This window comes from Streptomyces cyaneofuscatus, assembly GCF_042718795.1.
Classification (GTDB): Bacteria; Actinomycetota; Actinomycetes; order Streptomycetales; family Streptomycetaceae; genus Streptomyces; species Streptomyces cyaneofuscatus_A.
This window is the reverse complement of sequence record NZ_JBHXOX010000008.1, coordinates 98950-115991: the sequence shown is the minus strand read 5'-3', so window position 1 is coordinate 115991 and position 17042 is coordinate 98950. Positions and strand designations below refer to the sequence as shown.

Sequence of the window (17042 nt, the reverse complement as noted above, 5' to 3'; positions counted from 1 at the left end):
GGCCCCTACCGGTCCAGGTCCAGGCCGAGCATCCGGATCGCGTTGCCACGCATCAGCTTGTAGACCGTCTCGTCGTCCAGGCCCGTGACGTGGTCGAGCGCGACCTCCTTGGTGTGCGGGAAGGTCGAGTCCACGTGCGGGTAGTCGGTCTCGAAGGTGGCGTTGTCCCGGCCGACGACGTCCAGCGAGGCGATGCCGTGCTTGTCGCGGAAGAAGCAGCAGAACATCTGCCGGTAGTAGTACGTGGACGGCGGCTCGGGGATCAGATCGCGCACCCCGCCCCACGCCCGGTGCTCCTCCCACACGTCGTCGGCGCGCTCCAGGGCGTACGGGATCCAGCCCATCTGCCCTTCGCTGTACGCCAGTTTGAGCGTCGGGAACTTCACCAGCACGCCGCTGAAGAGGAAGTCCATCATCGAGGCCATCGCGTTGTTGAAGGAGAGCGAGGCCTGCACGGCGGGCGGTGCGTCCGGCGAGGCGGCGGGCATCTGGGAGCTGGAGCCGATGTGCATGTTGACGACGGTGCCGGTCTCCTGGCAGACCGCGAAGAACGGGTCCCAGTAGCCGGTGTGGATGGACGGCAGGCCCAGGTAGGTCGGGATCTCGGAGAAGGTGACCGCGCGCACGCCCCGCGCCGCATTCCGCTTGATCTCCGCGACGGCCAGGTCGATGTCCCAGAGCGGGATGATGCAGAGCGGGACCAGGCGGCCTCCGCTGTCGCCGCACCACTCCTCGACCATCCAGTCGTTGTAGGCGCGTACGCAGGCGAGGGCGACCTCCTTGTCGTGCGCCTCGGCGAAGGTCTGGCCGCAGAAACGCGGGAAGGTCGGGAAGCAGAGCGAGGCCTCGACGTGGTTGAGATCCATGTCCTTGAGGCGTTCGGCGGGGTCCCAGCAGCCGGGCCGCATCTCGGCCCGCGTGATGCCTTCCAACGTCATGTCGTCGCGGTCGAAGCCGACGGCGGCGATGTTCCGCTTGTACGGGAACCTCAGGTCCTCGTAGATCCACCAGTCCGTCGGCGGCCCGTCCGGGTCCATCGTGATGACGTACTTCCCGCCCGTGTACGCCAGCTCCCCGATGCCCGCCGTCAGCGGCTGCGGGCCTCGCTCGCGGTACTTCGCGGGCAGCCAGGTGGAGAAGAGGTGTGCGGGCTCGATCACATGGTCGTCGACGCTGACGATCCGAGGCAGTTCCGTGTCCGTCATGGTGGGTCCGTCCCCTCCGGCGCGCACCCCGACGATCTCCGGGCGCTTTCTGATGGTCCGTCAGATGCGGTTGCGGCCATCAGGCTAGCCCCGCACCCCTGGACCGACAAGGCGCGGAGCCCTACGCTCTCGTCACTATCTGACTGGCCGTCAGTTCGGAGGGACCCCTGTGACCGCCGTGAACGACGTGACCGCGACCGCCCACGCGCTGGGCGCCTCCCGCACCTTCTGGGAGCTGATCGACGCCCGCGCCGCCCTCACCCCCGACCGCCCGGTCCTGCTCCAGGGCGACCGGTCCCTGACCTTCGGGGAGCTGCGGGACCGGGCGGAGCGGGTGGCCGCCGGGCTGTACGGGATGGGGGTGCGGGCGGGGAGCGTGGTGGCCTGGCAACTGCCGACCCGGCTGGAGACGGCCCTGCTCTCCTTCGCCCTGACCCGGCTCGGGGCCGTACAGACGCCGGTCATCCCGTTCTACCGGGACCGTGAAGTGCGGTTCGCGCTACGGGAGTCGGGGGCCGCGTTCTTCGCAGTGCCGGGGGTGTGGCGGGGCTTCGACCACACCGCGATGGCCGAGCGGATCGCGGCCGAACTCGCCGACCCGCCGCAGGTCTTCGAGGCGTACGAGGACCACGACCTCCCCGACGGCGACCCGTCGGTCCTGCCGCCTCCGCCGGAACTTTCATCGGGTGAGGAGGTCCGGTGGATCTACTGGACCTCCGGCACCACCTCCGACCCCAAGGGCGTCCTGCACACCGACCGCTCCCTGATCGCCGGCGGCTCCTGCCTGGCACACGCGCTGACGCTGAACGCGGACGACGTGGGGTCGATGGCGTTCCCGTACGCGCATGTCGCCGGGCCCGACTACACGGTGATGCTGCTGCTGTACGGGTTCCCGGCGGTGATGTTCGAGCAGTTCGCGCTGCCGGAGGCGCTGGACGAGTACCGGCGGCACGGGGTGACCGTGGCGGGCGGGTCGACGGCGTTCTACGCGATGTTCCTGGCCGAGCAGCGCAAGGCCCCGGGCCGGCCGCTGATCCCGTCCCTCCGCCTCCTCGCGGGCGGCGGGGCGCCGAAGCCGCCCGAGGTGTACCACGCGGTGGTGCGGGAGATGGGGGTCCAGCTCACCCACGGGTACGGGATGACCGAGGTCCCGATGATCACGATGGGCGCGCCGGACGACACCCCGGACCATCTGGCCCTGACCGAGGGGCGGCCGCCGGAGGGGATGGAGATCCGGATCACCGACGAGCACGGCAAGCCGGTCCCGCACGGCGTGGAGGGCGAGGTACGGCTGCGCGGGGAGGCGGTCTGCCGGGGCTATCTGGACGCCTCCGCGACCGGGACGGCCTTCGACACGGACGGGTTCCTGATCACCGGGGACCTCGGCCGGCTCCAGGAGAGCGGGCACCTCACGCTCACCGGGCGGCTGAAGGACATCATCATCCGCAAGGGCGAGAACATCTCCGCCAAGGAGATCGAGGACCTGCTCCACACCCACCCCGCCGTCGCCGACGCGGCGGTCGTCGGGCTCCCCGACGCCGAGCGCGGCGAACGCGTCTGCGCGGTGGTGGAGCGGGCGCCGGGCGTCCCGGCACCGACCCTGCCCGAGCTGGCCGCCCACCTGCGCGGCGCCGGGCTCTCCGTCCACAAGGTTCCGGAGCAACTGGAGGTGCTGGACGCCCTCCCCCGCAACGAGACGCTGCGCAAGGTGCTGAAGTACCGGCTGCGGGAGCGCTTCGGCGGGGGTGCCTGAGGCAGTTACGGGGGTGCCTGAGGGGTTACGGGGGTGGGCGCGCCACCCCCGTACGGCGTCGGGCGGTTACGTGGCGTCGGGCTCGATCACCGTGAAGTAAACGGCGAGCGCGGAGACGACATCGCTCTCGGCGATCAGCCCGTCCCGGTCGGTGTCCAGGCTCTGGGCCGCGATGCCCGCGATCTCGGCGCTGGCCCCGAGCACCTTCAGCGCCCGCTCCACGGAGGCCACCGAGGCCCGGCCGCCGTTGCCCTCGCTGTCGGCCACGGCGATCGCCGCCCGCAGGAAGGGGCGGGCGATCTCCGCGAACCGCTCGGGATTGTCCCGCAGCCGCTTCACCGCCCCGCCGACGAACTCCTCGCGGGTGACCCGCTGGTCCCCGTCCACATCGGCGATGCCCGCCATGCCCTGCCAGAAGGCCTCGGCCCCGGTGTAGAGGGCCTGGCCCTTGTCGCAACGGGCCGTCGTACCGAACTCGGTGAGCAGACGGGCGGCTGCGGCGTTGAAATCGGCGCGATCGATGGTGCCGTTGCCGTCCTGGTCGAAGGCGGCGAAGCGGTGCGCGATCTTTCGCTCGTACTCTGCGCTGTCCATGCGGGGAGCGTACGTCGCCCGGAGCCTTCACGTGTCACCGAGCGACGCCTCCTGTGTGACAACCTCGCTTCAGCACCGAACGCTTTCGGCCGGTCACACCCTGCGGCGCACCCGTCCCGTGCGCCTCAGGCCGTCAGCGGCTCGCACGCCTCGTCGACCGCCGACACCGTGTCCGGGTAGACGTCGAAGAGCCGGCGCACCCCCAGCGCCCCCAGCACCTTGTTGACGTGGGAGCCGTCCTCGGCGCCCCGGGCCGGGAGGATCAGCCGTAGCCGGCCGCCGCAGGACTTCATCAGGCGGCGTGAGGCGATCAGCACCCCCACCCCGCTGGAGTCGCAGAAGAAGACCTCGGACAGGTCGAGCACCACGTCGTGCTGCCCCTCCGCCACCGCGTCGTGGACGGACTGACGCACGACGGGTGAGCTCACGAGATCGAGTTCACCGCGTATCCGCAGCACGGTCCAGTCGCCCTGCTCGGTCTCGTCCACCTTCAGCGTCACGCGACTGGACCTCTCGTTCCGGGGCTCCCGGCAATCCGGAAGTTTCCGTTCCTCCTCGCGGCTGCCCAACCGCGCATCCATGAAACACCGCGTGCGCCCCCGACGCCCAGGGGGTTTCCGGTGGAAATGATCACTTCGGCCGGTTTTCCCTGCTCAGGGAAGCCGGGGCGGCAAGAACGGCCGAAAGAGATCGGTACGGTCGGGGGCTGGTCAGCGGCTTCCTCACACCGGACAGTTGCGGCAAAGGCAGGTGCGGGGCCCGCGCGGACGACTACATTCGGACAGCGAGGGCAAAGGCCGGATCACGTAGCTGGGCACAGGGCCGGGGGCTGGGGGGTTTCATGGCGAAGGACGCACCGCCCCGCTGGGACCGCAGGATGCAGCAGAGGCTGGCCTGCGGTGAGGCGGCGGCGCTCGGCGAGCTGTACGACCGGTTCGCCGCGCTCGTCCACAGCCAGGCACACCGGATGCTCGACGACGAGGACGCCGCCGACCTGGTGACCCGCGAGGTCTTCGCCCAGGTCTGGGAGAACCCCGAGGCGTTCGACCCGAAGCAGGGCTCGATGCGCTCCTGGGTGGCCCGGCTCACCCACCGCCAGTCCGTGCAGCGGCTGCGGCGGGCGGCCGCCGTCGCGTACGCGGAGCAGCACGGCGAGGGTGCCGCGCCGGACCCGGAGGAGCTGGAGCGTCGGGTGCGCAGCGCCACCGCGGCGGCCCGGGCCGACTACATCGTCTCCTCGATGCCCGCCTCCCTGCGGCAGGCCCTGGAGCTGGCGTACAACCGGCGCCGGGACTACCGGCAGACCGCGGCCGACCTCGGGGTCACCGAGGACGAGGCCCGCCGCCGGCTCCGGCTGGGGCTCCAACTGCTGTCCACGGCCAACACCCGGCCGCTCGAAGGGTCCTCACCACCCGGTTACGGACGCGTCCGGTGAACGGCGACGGGCGCGAGGGCGGCCGGCGCGACGACGAGGTGCGGGGCGCTCGCCGCATACCGGGCCCGCGCGGCGCGGTGGACGACCTCGACCTGGAGACGGCGGAGCGGCCGGTGCTGCCGCCGCCGGGTTCCGCCGCGCCGGAGGGGGCGGTGCCGGAGCAGGGGGTTCCGGAGGGGGAGGCCGGGGACGCGGAGGAGGCCGTGCCTGAGGTGGGTGCGGCGGACGAGGCCGAGGACGCCGTACACGAGCCGTGTGAACCGTACGCACCAGATGAACCGGACCAGCCGGAGGAGCCGGACGAGGCGGGGCCCGCGTTCGAGCCCGTCACGCCCCACGCCGTGACCGCCGACGCCTCCGCCCCGAGCCTCTCCCACCGGGTCCTCAAGGCCCTCCTCGGCGCCTGGGCGCTCTCCGCCTGCTCGGCCGAGGAGACCGCCGCCGTCGAGGACCACCTCACCGGGTGCGCGCCCTGTGCGGACGAGGCGCTGCGGCTGCGGGACGCGGTGGGGCTGCTGCACACCGACGGCTCGCTGGACCTCGACCCGACCCTGCGGACCCGGGTGCTGGACGGCTGCCTGGGGCGCCGCCCGGCCCGCGTCCCGATCCCGGAGTGGGCCACGGCGTACGACGCCGAGACCGCCCGGCTCGACGCGCTGCTCCGCGACATCGGGGACTCCGACTGGCACGCGCCGGTCCGGCTCCAGTGGTTCGAGGACGAGCGCGCGGTCACCCGCCGGACCACGGTCGCCGGGGTGATCGGCCACCTGATGGCCGTCGACGGGCTGCTCTCCGCCGCGCTCGGCCTGGACGACCCGCTCGCCGGGACCGGTGCCCTCGGCGGGATGAGGACCGGGACCGGTGCCCGCGTCGGGACCGAGGCGCCCGGCGGCGGGGCCGAGGTGCCGCTCTCGCCGACCCGGCGCACCGAGACGTACTGGGCGGCCACCTACCCGCCCGCCACCCGGGCCGTCCGTGAGCCCTGGCGGGCCCTCACCCACGACCTGATCCGTACGGCGGCGCTCGCCGGGCCGAACGCGGCCGAGCGCTCCGTCTCGTACGGGGAGTTCGCCCTGCCGCTCCAGGACGCGCTGCTGGACCGGGCCTTCGAGTGCTGGGTGCACGGCACGGACATCGCGGAGGCGGTGGACTACCCGTACCGGCCGCCGTCCGCCGCCCATCTGCACCGGATGATCGACCTGGCCGCCCGGATGCTCCCGGCCGCCCTCGCGGGGCGCCGCCGCGCCGGGCTCGCCGGACCGGCCCGGGAGCTGGTGGCGCCCGGGGAGCCGGGCCGCTCGGTCCATCTGGAGGTCGAGGGGCACGGCGGCGGTGACTGGTACATCGCGCTCGACTCACCGGCCGCCGTCGGCTCGCGCGACCGCGCGGTGGCGCAGGTGGCCCTGGACGGCGTGGAGTTCTGCCGGCTGGTCGCGGGCCACATCTCGCCGGTGGAAGCGGCGGCGGGTCAGGAGGGCGACCGCGAGGCCATCCGCGACGTACTGTTCGCGTCGGCCTCGCTCAGCAGACTGTAGGCCGCGCACGGCCGGCTGTAGGCCGCGCGCGACCGGCCGGGACAGCCGGAGCGACTGTGTCCGTGGCCCCGCACCGGCCCCGGACTCGTACGCTTGCGCGATGCCTCAGAAATCCGCCCCCGAGGGCCCCTCAGAACCGCTGACCACCGACGCGGTGACCCGCATCGTGCTGCGCCCGATCGCCAGCCCGCTGCCGCTGGGCTTCTTTGCCCTCGGCATGGGCAGTACGGTCCTGTCGTCCCTCCAGCTCGGCTGGGTGCCGGCCGCGCAGAGCAGCATCCTGCTGCTCCTGGTCCTCATCTTCGTCGTCCCGCTCCAGGTGATCGGCGGGATCTTCGCCTTCCTGGCCCGCGACGCGGGGGCCGGGACGGCGCTGCTGCTCCTCGGTGCCGCCTGGGCCGGGACGAGCGTGACGTCCCTGGACTCCCCGCCCGGCGAGCCGGTGGTGGCCCAGGCCGTCTTCCTCCTCGCGCTGGTCCCCTTCGTGCTGGCGCTCGCCGGGGCGGCGGCGCAGTCCAAGCCCCTGTTCGCCGTCCTGCTCACCCTCACCGCCGCGCGCTTCGCCCTGACGGGCCTCTACGAGGCGGGGCTCGGGAACGCCCTCCAGGTCGCCGCGGGCTGGACCGGGCTCGGCATCGGCGTCTTCGCGCTCTACGGCGGCCTGGCCCTCCTGGTCGAGGACGGCAAACAGCGCACCGTGCTGCCGCTCTTCCGCCGCGGCAAGGCCCGCGAGTCCATCGAGGGCGACCTGCGCGAACAGCTCACCGAGGCCCAGCAGGAGGCGGGCGTCCGCCACCAGCTGTGAGCCCGGCGACGGCCGCACGTACGGAGTCGGTGCCTAAGGGCCTAGTTGAAGATCACCGTACGGCGGCCGTTGAGCAGGATGCGCCGCTCCGCGTGCCACTTCACCGCGCGCGCCAGCGCCTGGCACTCCACGTCCCGGCCGATCGCGACGAGCTGGTCGGGGGTCACGTCGTGGCCGACGCGCTCGACCTCCTGCTCGATGATCGGGCCCTCGTCGAGGTCGGCGGTGACGTAGTGCGCGGTGGCGCCGATCAGCTTCACGCCCCGGGCGTGCGCCTGGTGGTACGGCTTGGCGCCCTTGAAGCTCGGCAGGAACGAGTGGTGGATGTTGATGATCCGGCCGCTGAGCTGCTTGCACAGGTCGTCGGAGAGCACCTGCATGTAGCGGGCGAGGACGACCAGCTCCACGTCCTCCTCGCGGACCAGCTCCAGGAGCTGCGCCTCGGCCTCCGGCTTGTTGTCCTTCGTCACCGGGAGGTGCCGGAAGGGGATGCCGTACGAGGCGGTGAGCTCGGCGAACTCCGTGTGGTTGGAGACGACGGCCGCGATCTCGACGGGCAGCGCCCCCGTACGGGAGCGGAACAGCAGGTCGTTGAGGCAGTGGCCGAACTTGCTGACCATCAGCACGATCCGCATCCGCTCCGCCGGCCGGTGGATCTGCCACTCCATCCGGAAGGCCTCCCCGATCGCGGCGAAGCTGGCGCGCAGCTTGTCGACCGTCACGGTGGAGTCCGCCGAGAAGTGGACCCGCATGAAGAACAGACCCGTGTCGTGGTCCCCGAACTGCTGGCTGTCCTCGATGTTGCAGCCGGTCATGAAGAGGTAGCTCGACACGGCGTGCACGATGCCCTGTTTGTCGGGGCAGGAGAGCGTGAGGACGTACTGCTCGGGCAGCGCGGTGTCCGAGGCGGCCTGGGGGGCGGTGGGCTGCGGTGCGGTCATCCCCGTAGGGTGCCACAGCCGCCGCGTACCGGGCGGATGTGGCCATCATGCGGCCCTGATGATCACGCGGCCCTGGTCATGATGCGGATGACGTCCAGCGAGCGCGGCGGGATGTCCGGGTCCTCGGCGTCGTTGGTGGCGAGCATCACATGCGCCTCGCGCGCCGCGCGGACCGCCTCCGGCCAGCCGGGGTGCTCCAGATAGGCGGAGACGGGGGCGTCCGCGCCGACCTGGTGCATGATCCGCAGCACCCGCAGCGCGGCGGCGTCCACGGCGGCCGCCTCGGCGGAGTCCCGGAAGATGGTGCCGACGTACTTCTCGGCGGACCAGTTGTCGAGCCAGGTGTCCTCGACCAGGCGGTACACGGCGTCGGTGACGTCCCCGTACCCCTCCCGGCCGGCGAGCCAGCACTCGTGGTGGAAGACGGGGTCGGAGAGCATGTGCAGCGCCGAGCGCACGTTGGTGCGCCAGCGCCACCACGGCATGTCAGTGAGCGGCATGACGCCCATGGTGGAGGAGCGACGGCCGCGACGGGAAGAGTTCTCCGAACCTTGCTGCACGGTGGTCGATCGTACGTTCCCCTCCGGCGGTCCCGCGCGGGCCCCCGTAATTCACCTGGACGTCACCGAGCGTTGAACGCGGCACACCATGGCGTTACCCCGGGGGCGGGAGCGTTGCTGAACATGACCGGACGGAGACGCACCGCCTTCCCCCGCCCCTTCCAGTTCGTCATCGGCACGGCGGTGGCCGGCGCGCTGCTGCTGTCCGGCTGTGGCGTGCTCCCCGGGGGCTCGGGGGGCTCCGGGGAGCCCGTCACGGTGATGACCTGGGCGCCCGACCAGGTGGACGACGCCGACGCGGTGACCATGCCGGGCGTCCCCGCGATGGCGAGGACGTACGCCCGCTGGATCAACGAGCGGGGCGGGATCGCCGGGCGTGAGCTGCGGGTGATCACCTGCGACGAGCGGGACACCGCGGCGGGCGCCGAGCGGTGCGCGCGGCAGGCCGTGGACCGGGAGGTGGCCGCGGTCGTCGGCTCGTACAGCCGGCACGGGCAGAGCGCCATCCCGGTGCTGGAGTCCGGCGGCATCCCGTACATCGGCGGGTACGGCGCCTCCGACGAGGAGTTCCGCAGCTACCTCTCGTACCCGGTCAACGGCGGCCAGTCGGCGCTCCTGGCGGGCCACGGACGGCAGTTGGCGGGCGGCTGCGAGCGGGTCGCGCTGGTGCGGCCCGACTCGCTCGGCGGCGCCCGGATGCCGCAGCTCCTCAACACCGGGCTGCTCGCCGCCCAGCGCCCCGAGTCCACCGACATCCTGGCCCCGGAGAACGCCACCTCCTACGACGAGCAGGCGGGCAGGGCCCTGAAGCGGCGGGCCGGCGGCAGCTGTGTCGCGGCCGTGCTCGGTGCGCGTACGGAGACCTTCTTCGACTCCTTCCGCCGGCTGGAGCCGGCGGGCGAGCGGGTCAGCATCTCCTCCGTGCTCGGCAGCGTCAGCCAGCCGCTCATCGACCGCACGGGCGGCCGTACGAGCCCGTTCGAGGGGGCGTACGTCACCGGCTGGTACCCGGACGCGGGCGACGCGCGCTGGAACGGGATGCGCGAGGTGATCCGGGAGCACGCCTTCGGGGACAACAGCATCGACCCGGACGACACGGGCGTGCAGACCACCTGGATCGCCTACACCGTGCTGAAGGCGGTCGTCGAGGCGATCGGCGACGACACCGTCACCGCCAACAAGGTCACCTCCGCCCTCAACCGGGGCACCGAGGTCGACACCGGCGGTCTGACCCCGGTGCTCCGCTGGCGCTTCAAGGACCTGCTCGGCACCTCGCCCTACCCGCGCATCGTCAACGCGGACGTGACCTTCCAGGTGGTCCGGGAAGGGCGGCTCACCGCGCAGAAGAAGGGCTTCGTGGATGTCACGGAGGCCCTGTCGGACGCCCGGCGGACGGTCGGCTGACCACCACCGCCCGTCCGGAGCCTCCTACGGTCCGGTCAGAGCTCGACCGGGCTGTGCTTGGTCAGGCCGTACTTCCCGGCGATGGCGTTCCACAGCTTGGAGGCCTCCTGCTTGGCCTGGGTGGCCTCGCCGCTCTGCTGGTTGCCGCGCGCCGTCTCGCTGGTCGACCGGGCCTGGCCGCCCTTGCAGACGCTCTTGTTCTTCTTGGCCTGCCGGGCCCAGGCGGCGTAGTGCTCGTCGGCCGCGGCGGAGGCCTTCCACGCCTTCGTCAGCGAGGAGTTGAGCGCCTGGTGCTGCGGCAGCTCGTCCAGGGTGAGCCCCTCCAGCCGGGTCACCAGGTCGCGGCGCTGCTGGGCGGCGCCCTTGAGGTCGGTGTTCGCCTGGTCCAGGTCCTTGCAGGACCTGATCTTCTCCACCGCGCTGATCACCGCCGCACGGCTGTTGTTGCTGTCGGCGAGCAGCTTGTCCAGCGCCTCGGCCTGCGGCTTGGCCGGGTCGGCCGCCGGCTTCGTGGGGGGAGCGGTGGTGGCCGGTGAACTCTGCGAGGCGACCGGCTGCTTGTCGTCCTGGGCCGGTTCGTCGCCGCCGCTGAGCAGGGCGCCCGCGCCGAGCCCGATGACCGCGCAGCCGACGACGACGGCGGCGATGAGGGGGATGTGGGCGGAGCGCTTGCGAGGGGCGTCGCCGCCGCCGTCGTACCGGGGCGGCTCGGCGGGCCCGTCGCCGCCCCGCAGGCCCTGGAGCCCCGACTGGTAGGCGCCCTGCGGGGCCTGGGGCGGCAACTGGCCGCCCGGGCCGGGGTACCCGTAGCCGTGCTGGGGCTGGGAAGGGGGCTGGGACTGTTGCGGCGGCTGCTGCTGGTTGTACTGCTGGTACGGCATCTGCTGGGTGGCGCCCGCGGGCCCCTCCGCACGGAACAGGTTGTCGAACTCCGCCGGCGGCTGCCGGTCCTCCGGCGCACCGGGCGCGCCCGGCCTGATCCCGTACGGGGCTCCGCCCGGCACCGGCGGTATGTACTGCGTGGCGTCCACGTCTCCGCCGCCGCTGGGGACGGGAGCGATGTACTGCGTTGCGTCGGCGTCACCGCCGGGGACGCCGTGATCCCCGCCGTGCCCCCCGCCGTGACCGGCCCCGGGACCGGCTTCCGGCGGCAGCGGCTGCGCGTACGGCTGGGGCTGCTGGGGCTGCTGGGGCTGGTACTGCCGCTGCGACGGGTACGGCTGGTGCTGCTGCTGGTACGGGTCGGAGTGCTGCGGCTGTTGCGACTGCTGGGGCTGCTGGTACGCCCCCGCGCCGCCCTGGCCGTACGCCTGGTCGTACCCGGGCACCTGCCCCTGGCCGTACTGCTGCTGGCCCTGACCCTGGCTCTGCCCCTGCGCGGGCGGCAACGGCTGAGCCTGCTGCTGCGGCTGGTGGTGCGGCTGGGGCGTCTGCTGCGGGTACCCGTACGCTCCCGGCGCCTGAGCTCCCGGCTGCGCCGCCGGGGCGTCGGACTGCGGCCCCCAGGGCCGGCCCCACGGCTGCCCGCCCGCGGGCGCCGCCTGGCCGGCCGGCTGCCCGCCCTGGTCGGCCTGGCCGTCGGTGGGTGCCCCCGGGATCCAGGGGGCACCGCCGTCGGAGGGCAGCACGACACCTTCGTGCGCGGGTCGTCCGGCGGGATGCTGTTGCTCGCCGCCCTGTCCGCCCTGTCCGCTCTGCGTCACCGGGACTCCTACGTGTGAACCAACGGAATCGTCGGCTCACGCTATCGGGTGGTCGTCCGCCTCCGCCAAGCGCGTGGTCCCCCTCACCACCCCTTCACAGGCTGGGTAACACCCAGCGCCCGCAGGACGCTGTTTACGGCCGCCCCGCCACGGGACCCCGCCGACAGGCCCACCTCACGCCCTCTCACGCCGCCTGGAGCTCCAACCGCTCGCCGAACTCCCGTACCGCGGGCTCCTGTCCGTACGGCGCCAACCGCTGCTGGAGGTCGTCGAGATATTCGGCGCCCCGGCTGGAGCGCACCGTCCCGAGCAGCTCCATCGCCCGCGTCCCCGTGTGGCAGGCGCGCTCCACCTCGCGCTGCTGCACCTGGGCCGAGGCGAGCAGGACGAGCCCGATGCCCCGGCGCCTGGCCCGGGTCTCCGGCAGGGCGGCCAGCGCCTCCTTGGCCCGCTTGGCGGCCTCCGGCGCCTGGCCCAGGTCCCGGTGGCAGTGGGCCAGCTCGTCCGCGAGGTAGCCGTGGTCGAAGTGGGCGATCCAGTCCGGGTCGTCACCGCTCTCCGGGTCGGCCTGCTCCAGCGCGGCGACCGCCCGGCCCATCACGACCTGGCAGGTGCGGGCGTCCCCGAGCAGCGCGTGGCCCCGGGCCTCCGCCGCCCAGAACATCGCCTGGGCGCGGGGGGTGACCTGGCCGCGGGCGCCCTCCTGGGCGGCGCGGGCGAGTTGGGCGATCTCTCGCGGGTTGCCGAGCTGGGCGGCGAGGTGGCTCATCGACGCGGCCAGCACATAGCCGCCGTACGCCCGGTCCCCGGCGGCCTGGGCCAGCCGCAGCGCCTGGATGTAGTAGCGCTGGGCGAGGCCGGGCTGACCGGTGTCGACCGCCATGTACCCGCCGAGTTCGGTGAGGCGGGCGACGGCGGCGAACAGCTCGCGGCCGACCTGTTCGCGGTACGCCCCCGAAAGCAGGCCGGAGACCACGCTGTTGAGGTAGTGCACGAGCACCGGCCGGACATGGCCGCTGCCGAAGCGGTGGTCGAGGTCGGTGAGGGCGGTGGTCATCGCCTGGACCGCCGCCACGTCCGCCATCCCGACGCGGGCCCCGGCGACCCGTTCGACCTGGGGGTCCTTGCCGGAGATCAGCCAGTCGCGGCTGGGCTCGACGAGGGCGGAGGCGGCGACGGCGGAGCCGGTGAGCAGGTCGCGGCGGCCGACGTCGCTGCGCCAGAGCTCGCAGACCTGCTCGATCGCCCCGGCGACGGTCGGCGCGTACTGGAGGCCCACGCCGGAGGCCAGGTTCTTGCCGTTGGCCATGCCGATCTCGTCGATCGTGACCGTACGGCCCAGCTTGCGGCCGAGCGCCTCGGCGATGATGCCCGGGGCCCGGCCGCGGGGTTGCTGTCCGCGCAGCCAGCGGGCCACGGACGTCTTGTCGTACCGCAGATCGAGGCCGCGCTCGGCCCCGACCATGTTGACGCGGCGCGCGAGGCCCGCGTTGGAACAGGCGGCTTCCTGGATGAGCGTCTGGAGCCGTTCGTTGGGCTGGCGGGCTACGAGAGGCCTTGCTGCCATATTTCCCCCTGGACCAGTCTGAAAATACCTGGATCAGCAGATACACGGATACACGGTGATCGATGGAGGATCACTGCCCGTCACACACACAAGAAATGCGCATATTCCATCGGCATTCGGTACGGGCATGGCGAGTTGCCCGGCCCTGCTGGGCTCTACCCGCCCTTCGGCCCACCGCCTCACGCGCGCCCCCGCCCGTGCTCCGATGCGCCCCGCGTGCGGAATCGATGCACCGTGACCGGCTCGCGCGCGCCCGTAACCCCGCGTGATGCCGGGAGTTGAGCTGGGCGTGGAAGAGCCCATCGGAGTCACGGAAGCCGCACAGGTCCCTCAGCAGCGGGGCGAGCACCTGCTCGACGCCGCGGTGCGGTACGCGGAAGAGCGCCACTGGGACGTGTTCCCCGGCACCTGGCTGGAGGCGGTGGAGGGCAGGGAGCACTGCTCGTGCGGTGCGGTGGCCTGCCCGCTGCCCGGCGCCCACGCGGACCGGCCCGACTGGGCGGGCCAGGCCACCGGCAGCGGGGCGGCGGCCCGGCGCATGTGGTCCAGGCAGCCGCGCGCCTCGGTGCTCCTGCCGACCGGCCGCACCTTCGACGCGCTGGAGGTCCCGGAGTCGGCGGGCTTCCTGGCGCTGGCCCGGATGGAGCGGATGGACCTCACGCTCGGCCCGGTGACCTGCACCCCCGACCGCCGGATGCTCTTCTTCGTGCTGCCCGGCGGCGCGGGCAAGGCCTCCGAGCTGGTGCGCGGGCTCGGCTGGAACGCGGAGGCGATCGACCTGACCGGCCGTGGCGAGGGCCACTACATCGCCGCCCCGCCCACCCGGGTTGGCGGCCGCGGTGCCGTGCAGTGGGCCCGCAAGCCCACCCACGTCAACCGGTGGCTGCCCGATGTGGACGAACTGATCAGCCCACTGGCGTACGCCTGCGCCCGCGAGGCGGCGGACGCCCGCACCCGCGCTTCCTAGGGCCGGGAGGGGCCTTTCGTAGGGTGGTCCCCATCTAGCGGGGATATCGAAAGGCTGTGCCATGCCGGACCAGGCAGATGCACGTGACAGGACAGGCGCAGACATGACGGCGGGCGGGGCGCCGAGCGCGCCTCCCGCTGTGCGCGTACAGGGGCTGTGGAAGCGGTTCGGGGAACAGGTCGCCGTCTCGGGGATCGATCTGGAGCTGCCCGCGGGCAAGTTCATCGGGCTGGTGGGGCCCAACGGGGCGGGCAAGACGACGACGCTCTCCATGGTCACCGGGCTGCTGCGGCCCGACCTGGGGAAGATCGAGGTCGCGGGCCACGACGTGTGGACGGACCCGGTCTCGGTGAAGTCCCGGATCGGGGTGCTGCCCGAGGGGCTGCGGCTGTTCGAGCGACTGTCGGGGCGTGAACTGCTCGCATACAACGGGCGGTTGCGCGGGCTGCCGGGGGACGAAGTCGACAAGCGGGCCGCCCAGCTCCTCGACGTACTGGATCTGGCGGGCTCCCAGCACAAGCTGGTCGTCGACTACTCGACCGGTATGCGGAAGAAGATCGGGCTGGCCGCCGCCCTCCTCCACAACCCCGAAGTGCTCTTCCTGGACGAGCCGTTCGAGGGCGTCGACCCGGTGTCGGCGCAGACGATCCGGGGGGTGCTGGAGCGCTACACCCGGTCCGGGGCGACCGTGGTCTTCTCCAGCCATGTCATGGAGCTCGTCGAGTCGCTCTGCGACTGGGTGGCCGTGATGGCGGCGGGCCGGATCAAGGCGCAGGGCACGCTGGCGGAAGTGCGCGGCGACGCCCCGTCGTTGCAGAACGCTTTCCTCGAACTGGTCGGCGCGGGTGGCCGGGACACCTCCGGCGACTCCCTCGACTGGCTGGGCGGCACCCGATGAGCGTGCTGGACGCCCCTGTCACCGCCGCCGCCCCGGCACCGCCCGTGACGGGCCTGACCACCGTCTTCGTGCGGCTCAAGCTGACGCTCCTGCGCAACGGGCTGCGCCAGTCGTCCGGGCGCAAGGCGGCGTACATCGCCTCCCTCGTCCTCACGCTGCTGCTCGCGGCGGGCCAGGTCCTCGGCCTCGTCCTGCTGCGCGGGAACGCCCAGGCCGGCACGGTCGTGGTGCTGCTGACGGCCGTCGTGGCGCTCGGCTGGGCGGTGCTGCCGCTCTTCTTCCCGAGCGGCGACGACACCCTCGACCCGACCCGGCTGGTGATGCTGCCGCTGCGGCCGCAGCCGTTGGTCCGGGCGCTGCTGGTCTCCTCGGTGATCGGCATCGGGCCGCTGTTCACCCTCTGCCTGGCGGTCGGCTCGGTCCTCGCGCTGGCGCACGGACCGGCGGGCGTGCTGTTCGCGGTGGTCGCGGTCCCGCTGACGCTGCTGTGCGTGGCGCTGTCCCGGGCCGTCACCACCGCCAACGTACGGCTGCTCAACTCCCGCAAGGGCCGCGACCTGGCGGTGCTGAGCGGGCTGGTGATCGCGGTGGGCATCCAGTTCGTCAACTTCGGCGCCCAGCGGCTCGGCGAGGCCGGCGGGCTCTCCACGCTGGAGCCGGCCGGGAACGTGGCCCGCTGGCTGCCCGGCGCCTCGGCGATAGCGGCGGTGGACGCGGCGTCGGACGGTGCGTACGGGGTGGCGGCCGCGCAACTGCTGGTCACGGTGGCGGCCCTGGTGGCGCTGGTGTGGCTGTGGCAGCGGGGGCTGGTGAAGCTGATGACCGCGCCGGACGGCTCCACGCTGGCCGCCGCGGCGCCGACCCGCGAGGAGTCCGGCCGCACGGGTCCGTCCGCGCTGCTGCCGGAGGGCCGTACGGCCACGGTCGTGCACCGCAGCCTGCTCTACATCGCGCGGGACCCCAAGACCAAGGCGGCCTGGGTGACGGCGCTGGCGATCGGCGCGATCGTGCCGCTGATCAACGCGTTGCAGGGCACCGGCTCGATCTACTTCGCCTGCTTCGCCGCCGGGATGCTCGGCATGCAGATGTACAACCAGTTCGGCCAGGACACCTCCGCCTTCTGGATGGTCGCCCTGACGATCTCCTCACCCCGTGACGCGTACGTCGAACTGCGCGCCCGGGCCCTGGCTCTGCTGCTGATCACGCTCCCGTACACGGTGGTGGTCTGTGTGGCGACGGCGGCGCTCCTGGGCGACTGGCAGGCGCTGCCGGGGGTGCTGGGCATCTCCTTCGCCCTGCTGGGCGCGATGCTGGCGATCGGGGCGGTCGCCTCGGCGCTGTTCCCGTACTCGATCCCGCAGGAGGGCGCGTTCAAGAACGTGGCCCCCGGGCAGGGCGGGCTGGCCTGGATCTCGATCCTCGGCGGCATGCTCGCCGCGCCGGTGCTGGCCGGACCGGTGATTGGGCTGACGGTCTGGCTGCACCTCGCGGACCACCAGGACGCGCTGTGGCTGGTGATCCCGGCGGGTGCGGTGTTCGGGGCGCTCCTCGGGTGGGCGGGGCTGCGGATCGCGGCACCGCGCACGGCGAACCGGCTGCCGGAGATCCTGACGGCGGTCAGCAAGGGGTAACCCGTTGAGGGTGTTACGGGGCGACCGGCTCCCGCTCGCCCGGT

Annotated in this window: 15 protein-coding genes; 8 read left to right on the top strand and 7 right to left on the bottom strand. The window is 72.8% G+C overall.

Translation table 11 applies throughout. From position 1 onward, the window contains the following. Positions 1-5: 5 nt before the first annotated feature. Entirely contained in the window at positions 6-1205 is a 1200-nt protein-coding gene (locus tag ACFWRT_RS10790; protein WP_380950600.1) for an amidohydrolase family protein, read from the bottom strand. A 169-nt stretch (positions 1206-1374) separates the two neighbouring features. Between ACFWRT_RS10790 and ACFWRT_RS10785 the strand changes: the two genes are divergently transcribed. Beyond that, complete coding sequence (locus tag ACFWRT_RS10785; protein ID WP_380950601.1) at positions 1375-2958, top strand: class I adenylate-forming enzyme family protein; 1584 nt, start codon at positions 1375-1377, stop codon at positions 2956-2958. 66 nt (positions 2959-3024) lie between these two features. Here the strand turns inward: ACFWRT_RS10785 and ACFWRT_RS10780 are convergent, their stop codons facing one another. Together ACFWRT_RS10780 and ACFWRT_RS10775 are read right to left on the bottom strand one after the other, a co-directional pair. Further along, positions 3025-3552, bottom strand: coding sequence for an EF-hand domain-containing protein (locus ACFWRT_RS10780; RefSeq protein WP_380950602.1), 528 nt, complete (start codon positions 3550-3552; stop codon positions 3025-3027). Between the two features lie 125 nt (positions 3553-3677). Then, a complete protein-coding gene (locus ACFWRT_RS10775; protein WP_073877301.1) occupies positions 3678-4052 on the bottom strand; it encodes an STAS domain-containing protein in 375 nt (124 codons plus the stop codon). Positions 4053-4393: 341 nt separating this feature from the next. On the opposite strand from ACFWRT_RS10775, the gene ACFWRT_RS10770 reads away from it, so the two are divergent. The 3 genes from ACFWRT_RS10770 (at position 4394) to ACFWRT_RS10760 (ending at position 7327) form a co-directional block, all read left to right on the top strand. Next, entirely contained in the window at positions 4394-4987 is a 594-nt protein-coding gene (locus ACFWRT_RS10770) for an RNA polymerase sigma factor (protein WP_380950603.1), read from the top strand. Beyond that, positions 4984-6522, top strand: a complete 1539-nt coding sequence (locus tag ACFWRT_RS10765) for a zf-HC2 domain-containing protein (RefSeq protein ID WP_380950604.1) — start codon at positions 4984-4986, stop codon at positions 6520-6522. Before ACFWRT_RS10770 ends, ACFWRT_RS10765 begins: the two co-directional genes overlap by 4 nt. A 100-nt stretch (positions 6523-6622) precedes the next feature. Then, positions 6623-7327, top strand: a complete 705-nt coding sequence (locus tag ACFWRT_RS10760; protein ID WP_380950605.1) for a GPR1/FUN34/YaaH family transporter — start codon at positions 6623-6625, stop codon at positions 7325-7327. A gap of 41 nt (positions 7328-7368) precedes the next feature. On the opposite strand, the gene purU is transcribed toward ACFWRT_RS10760, so the two are convergent. Continuing rightward, positions 7369-8268 (bottom strand): formyltetrahydrofolate deformylase, encoded by a 900-nt coding sequence (purU, locus tag ACFWRT_RS10755; RefSeq protein ID WP_380950607.1) that lies wholly within the window; start codon positions 8266-8268, stop codon positions 7369-7371. Between the two features lie 62 nt (positions 8269-8330). Continuing rightward, complete coding sequence (locus tag ACFWRT_RS10750; RefSeq protein WP_380950715.1) at positions 8331-8777, bottom strand: SCO4402 family protein; 447 nt, start codon at positions 8775-8777, stop codon at positions 8331-8333. Between the two features lie 174 nt (positions 8778-8951). On the opposite strand from ACFWRT_RS10750, the gene ACFWRT_RS10745 reads away from it, so the two are divergent. Continuing rightward, positions 8952-10232: an ABC transporter substrate-binding protein gene (locus ACFWRT_RS10745; protein WP_380950608.1), complete on the top strand. Its 1281-nt coding sequence runs from the start codon at positions 8952-8954 to the stop codon at positions 10230-10232. Positions 10233-10267: 35 nt separating this feature from the next. Here the strand turns inward: ACFWRT_RS10745 and ACFWRT_RS10740 are convergent, their stop codons facing one another. Beyond that, the gene (locus ACFWRT_RS10740) at positions 10268-11935 is read right to left on the bottom strand and encodes a hypothetical protein (RefSeq protein ID WP_380950609.1); all 1668 of its coding nucleotides are present in this window, start codon (positions 11933-11935) and stop codon (positions 10268-10270) included. Positions 11936-12119: 184 nt separating this feature from the next. Then, positions 12120-13502 carry a transcriptional regulator gene (locus tag ACFWRT_RS10735; protein WP_380950610.1) on the bottom strand — a complete coding sequence of 461 codons (1383 nt, stop codon included), beginning with the start codon at positions 13500-13502 and terminating at the stop codon, positions 12120-12122. A gap of 268 nt (positions 13503-13770) precedes the next feature. Between ACFWRT_RS10735 and ACFWRT_RS10730 the strand changes: the two genes are divergently transcribed. From ACFWRT_RS10730 to ACFWRT_RS10720, 3 genes are all read left to right on the top strand, one after another. Next, positions 13771-14469, top strand: a complete 699-nt coding sequence (locus tag ACFWRT_RS10730) for a bifunctional DNA primase/polymerase (protein WP_380950611.1) — start codon at positions 13771-13773, stop codon at positions 14467-14469. Positions 14470-14530: 61 nt separating this feature from the next. After that, positions 14531-15367, top strand: coding sequence for an ABC transporter ATP-binding protein (locus tag ACFWRT_RS10725; protein ID WP_380950612.1), 837 nt, complete (start codon positions 14531-14533; stop codon positions 15365-15367). Continuing rightward, positions 15364-16998: a transporter gene (locus ACFWRT_RS10720; protein WP_380950613.1), complete on the top strand. Its 1635-nt coding sequence runs from the start codon at positions 15364-15366 to the stop codon at positions 16996-16998. The genes ACFWRT_RS10725 and ACFWRT_RS10720 overlap by 4 nt, the downstream gene beginning before the upstream one ends. Positions 16999-17042 lie beyond the last annotated feature (44 nt).

What these genes read in the sequence shown, in the direction of transcription:
- ACFWRT_RS10745 (WP_380950608.1), top strand. Translation starts at nt 8,952, where the DNA reads ATGACCGGACGGAGACGCACCGCCTTCCCCCGCCCCTTCCAGTTCGTC.
- ACFWRT_RS10790 (WP_380950600.1), bottom strand. Translation starts at nt 1,205, where the DNA reads ATGACGGACACGGAACTGCCTCGGATCGTCAGCGTCGACGACCATGTG.
- ACFWRT_RS10735 (WP_380950610.1), bottom strand. Translation starts at nt 13,502, where the DNA reads ATGGCAGCAAGGCCTCTCGTAGCCCGCCAGCCCAACGAACGGCTCCAG.
- ACFWRT_RS10750 (WP_380950715.1), bottom strand. Translation starts at nt 8,777, where the DNA reads ATGGGCGTCATGCCGCTCACTGACATGCCGTGGTGGCGCTGGCGCACC.
- ACFWRT_RS10760 (WP_380950605.1), top strand. Translation starts at nt 6,623, where the DNA reads ATGCCTCAGAAATCCGCCCCCGAGGGCCCCTCAGAACCGCTGACCACC.
- ACFWRT_RS10725 (WP_380950612.1), top strand. Translation starts at nt 14,531, where the DNA reads ATGCCGGACCAGGCAGATGCACGTGACAGGACAGGCGCAGACATGACG.
- purU (WP_380950607.1), bottom strand. Translation starts at nt 8,268, where the DNA reads ATGACCGCACCGCAGCCCACCGCCCCCCAGGCCGCCTCGGACACCGCG.
- ACFWRT_RS10770 (WP_380950603.1), top strand. Translation starts at nt 4,394, where the DNA reads ATGGCGAAGGACGCACCGCCCCGCTGGGACCGCAGGATGCAGCAGAGG.
- ACFWRT_RS10780 (WP_380950602.1), bottom strand. Translation starts at nt 3,552, where the DNA reads ATGGACAGCGCAGAGTACGAGCGAAAGATCGCGCACCGCTTCGCCGCC.
- ACFWRT_RS10720 (WP_380950613.1), top strand. Translation starts at nt 15,364, where the DNA reads ATGAGCGTGCTGGACGCCCCTGTCACCGCCGCCGCCCCGGCACCGCCC.
- ACFWRT_RS10730 (WP_380950611.1), top strand. Translation starts at nt 13,771, where the DNA reads ATGCCGGGAGTTGAGCTGGGCGTGGAAGAGCCCATCGGAGTCACGGAA.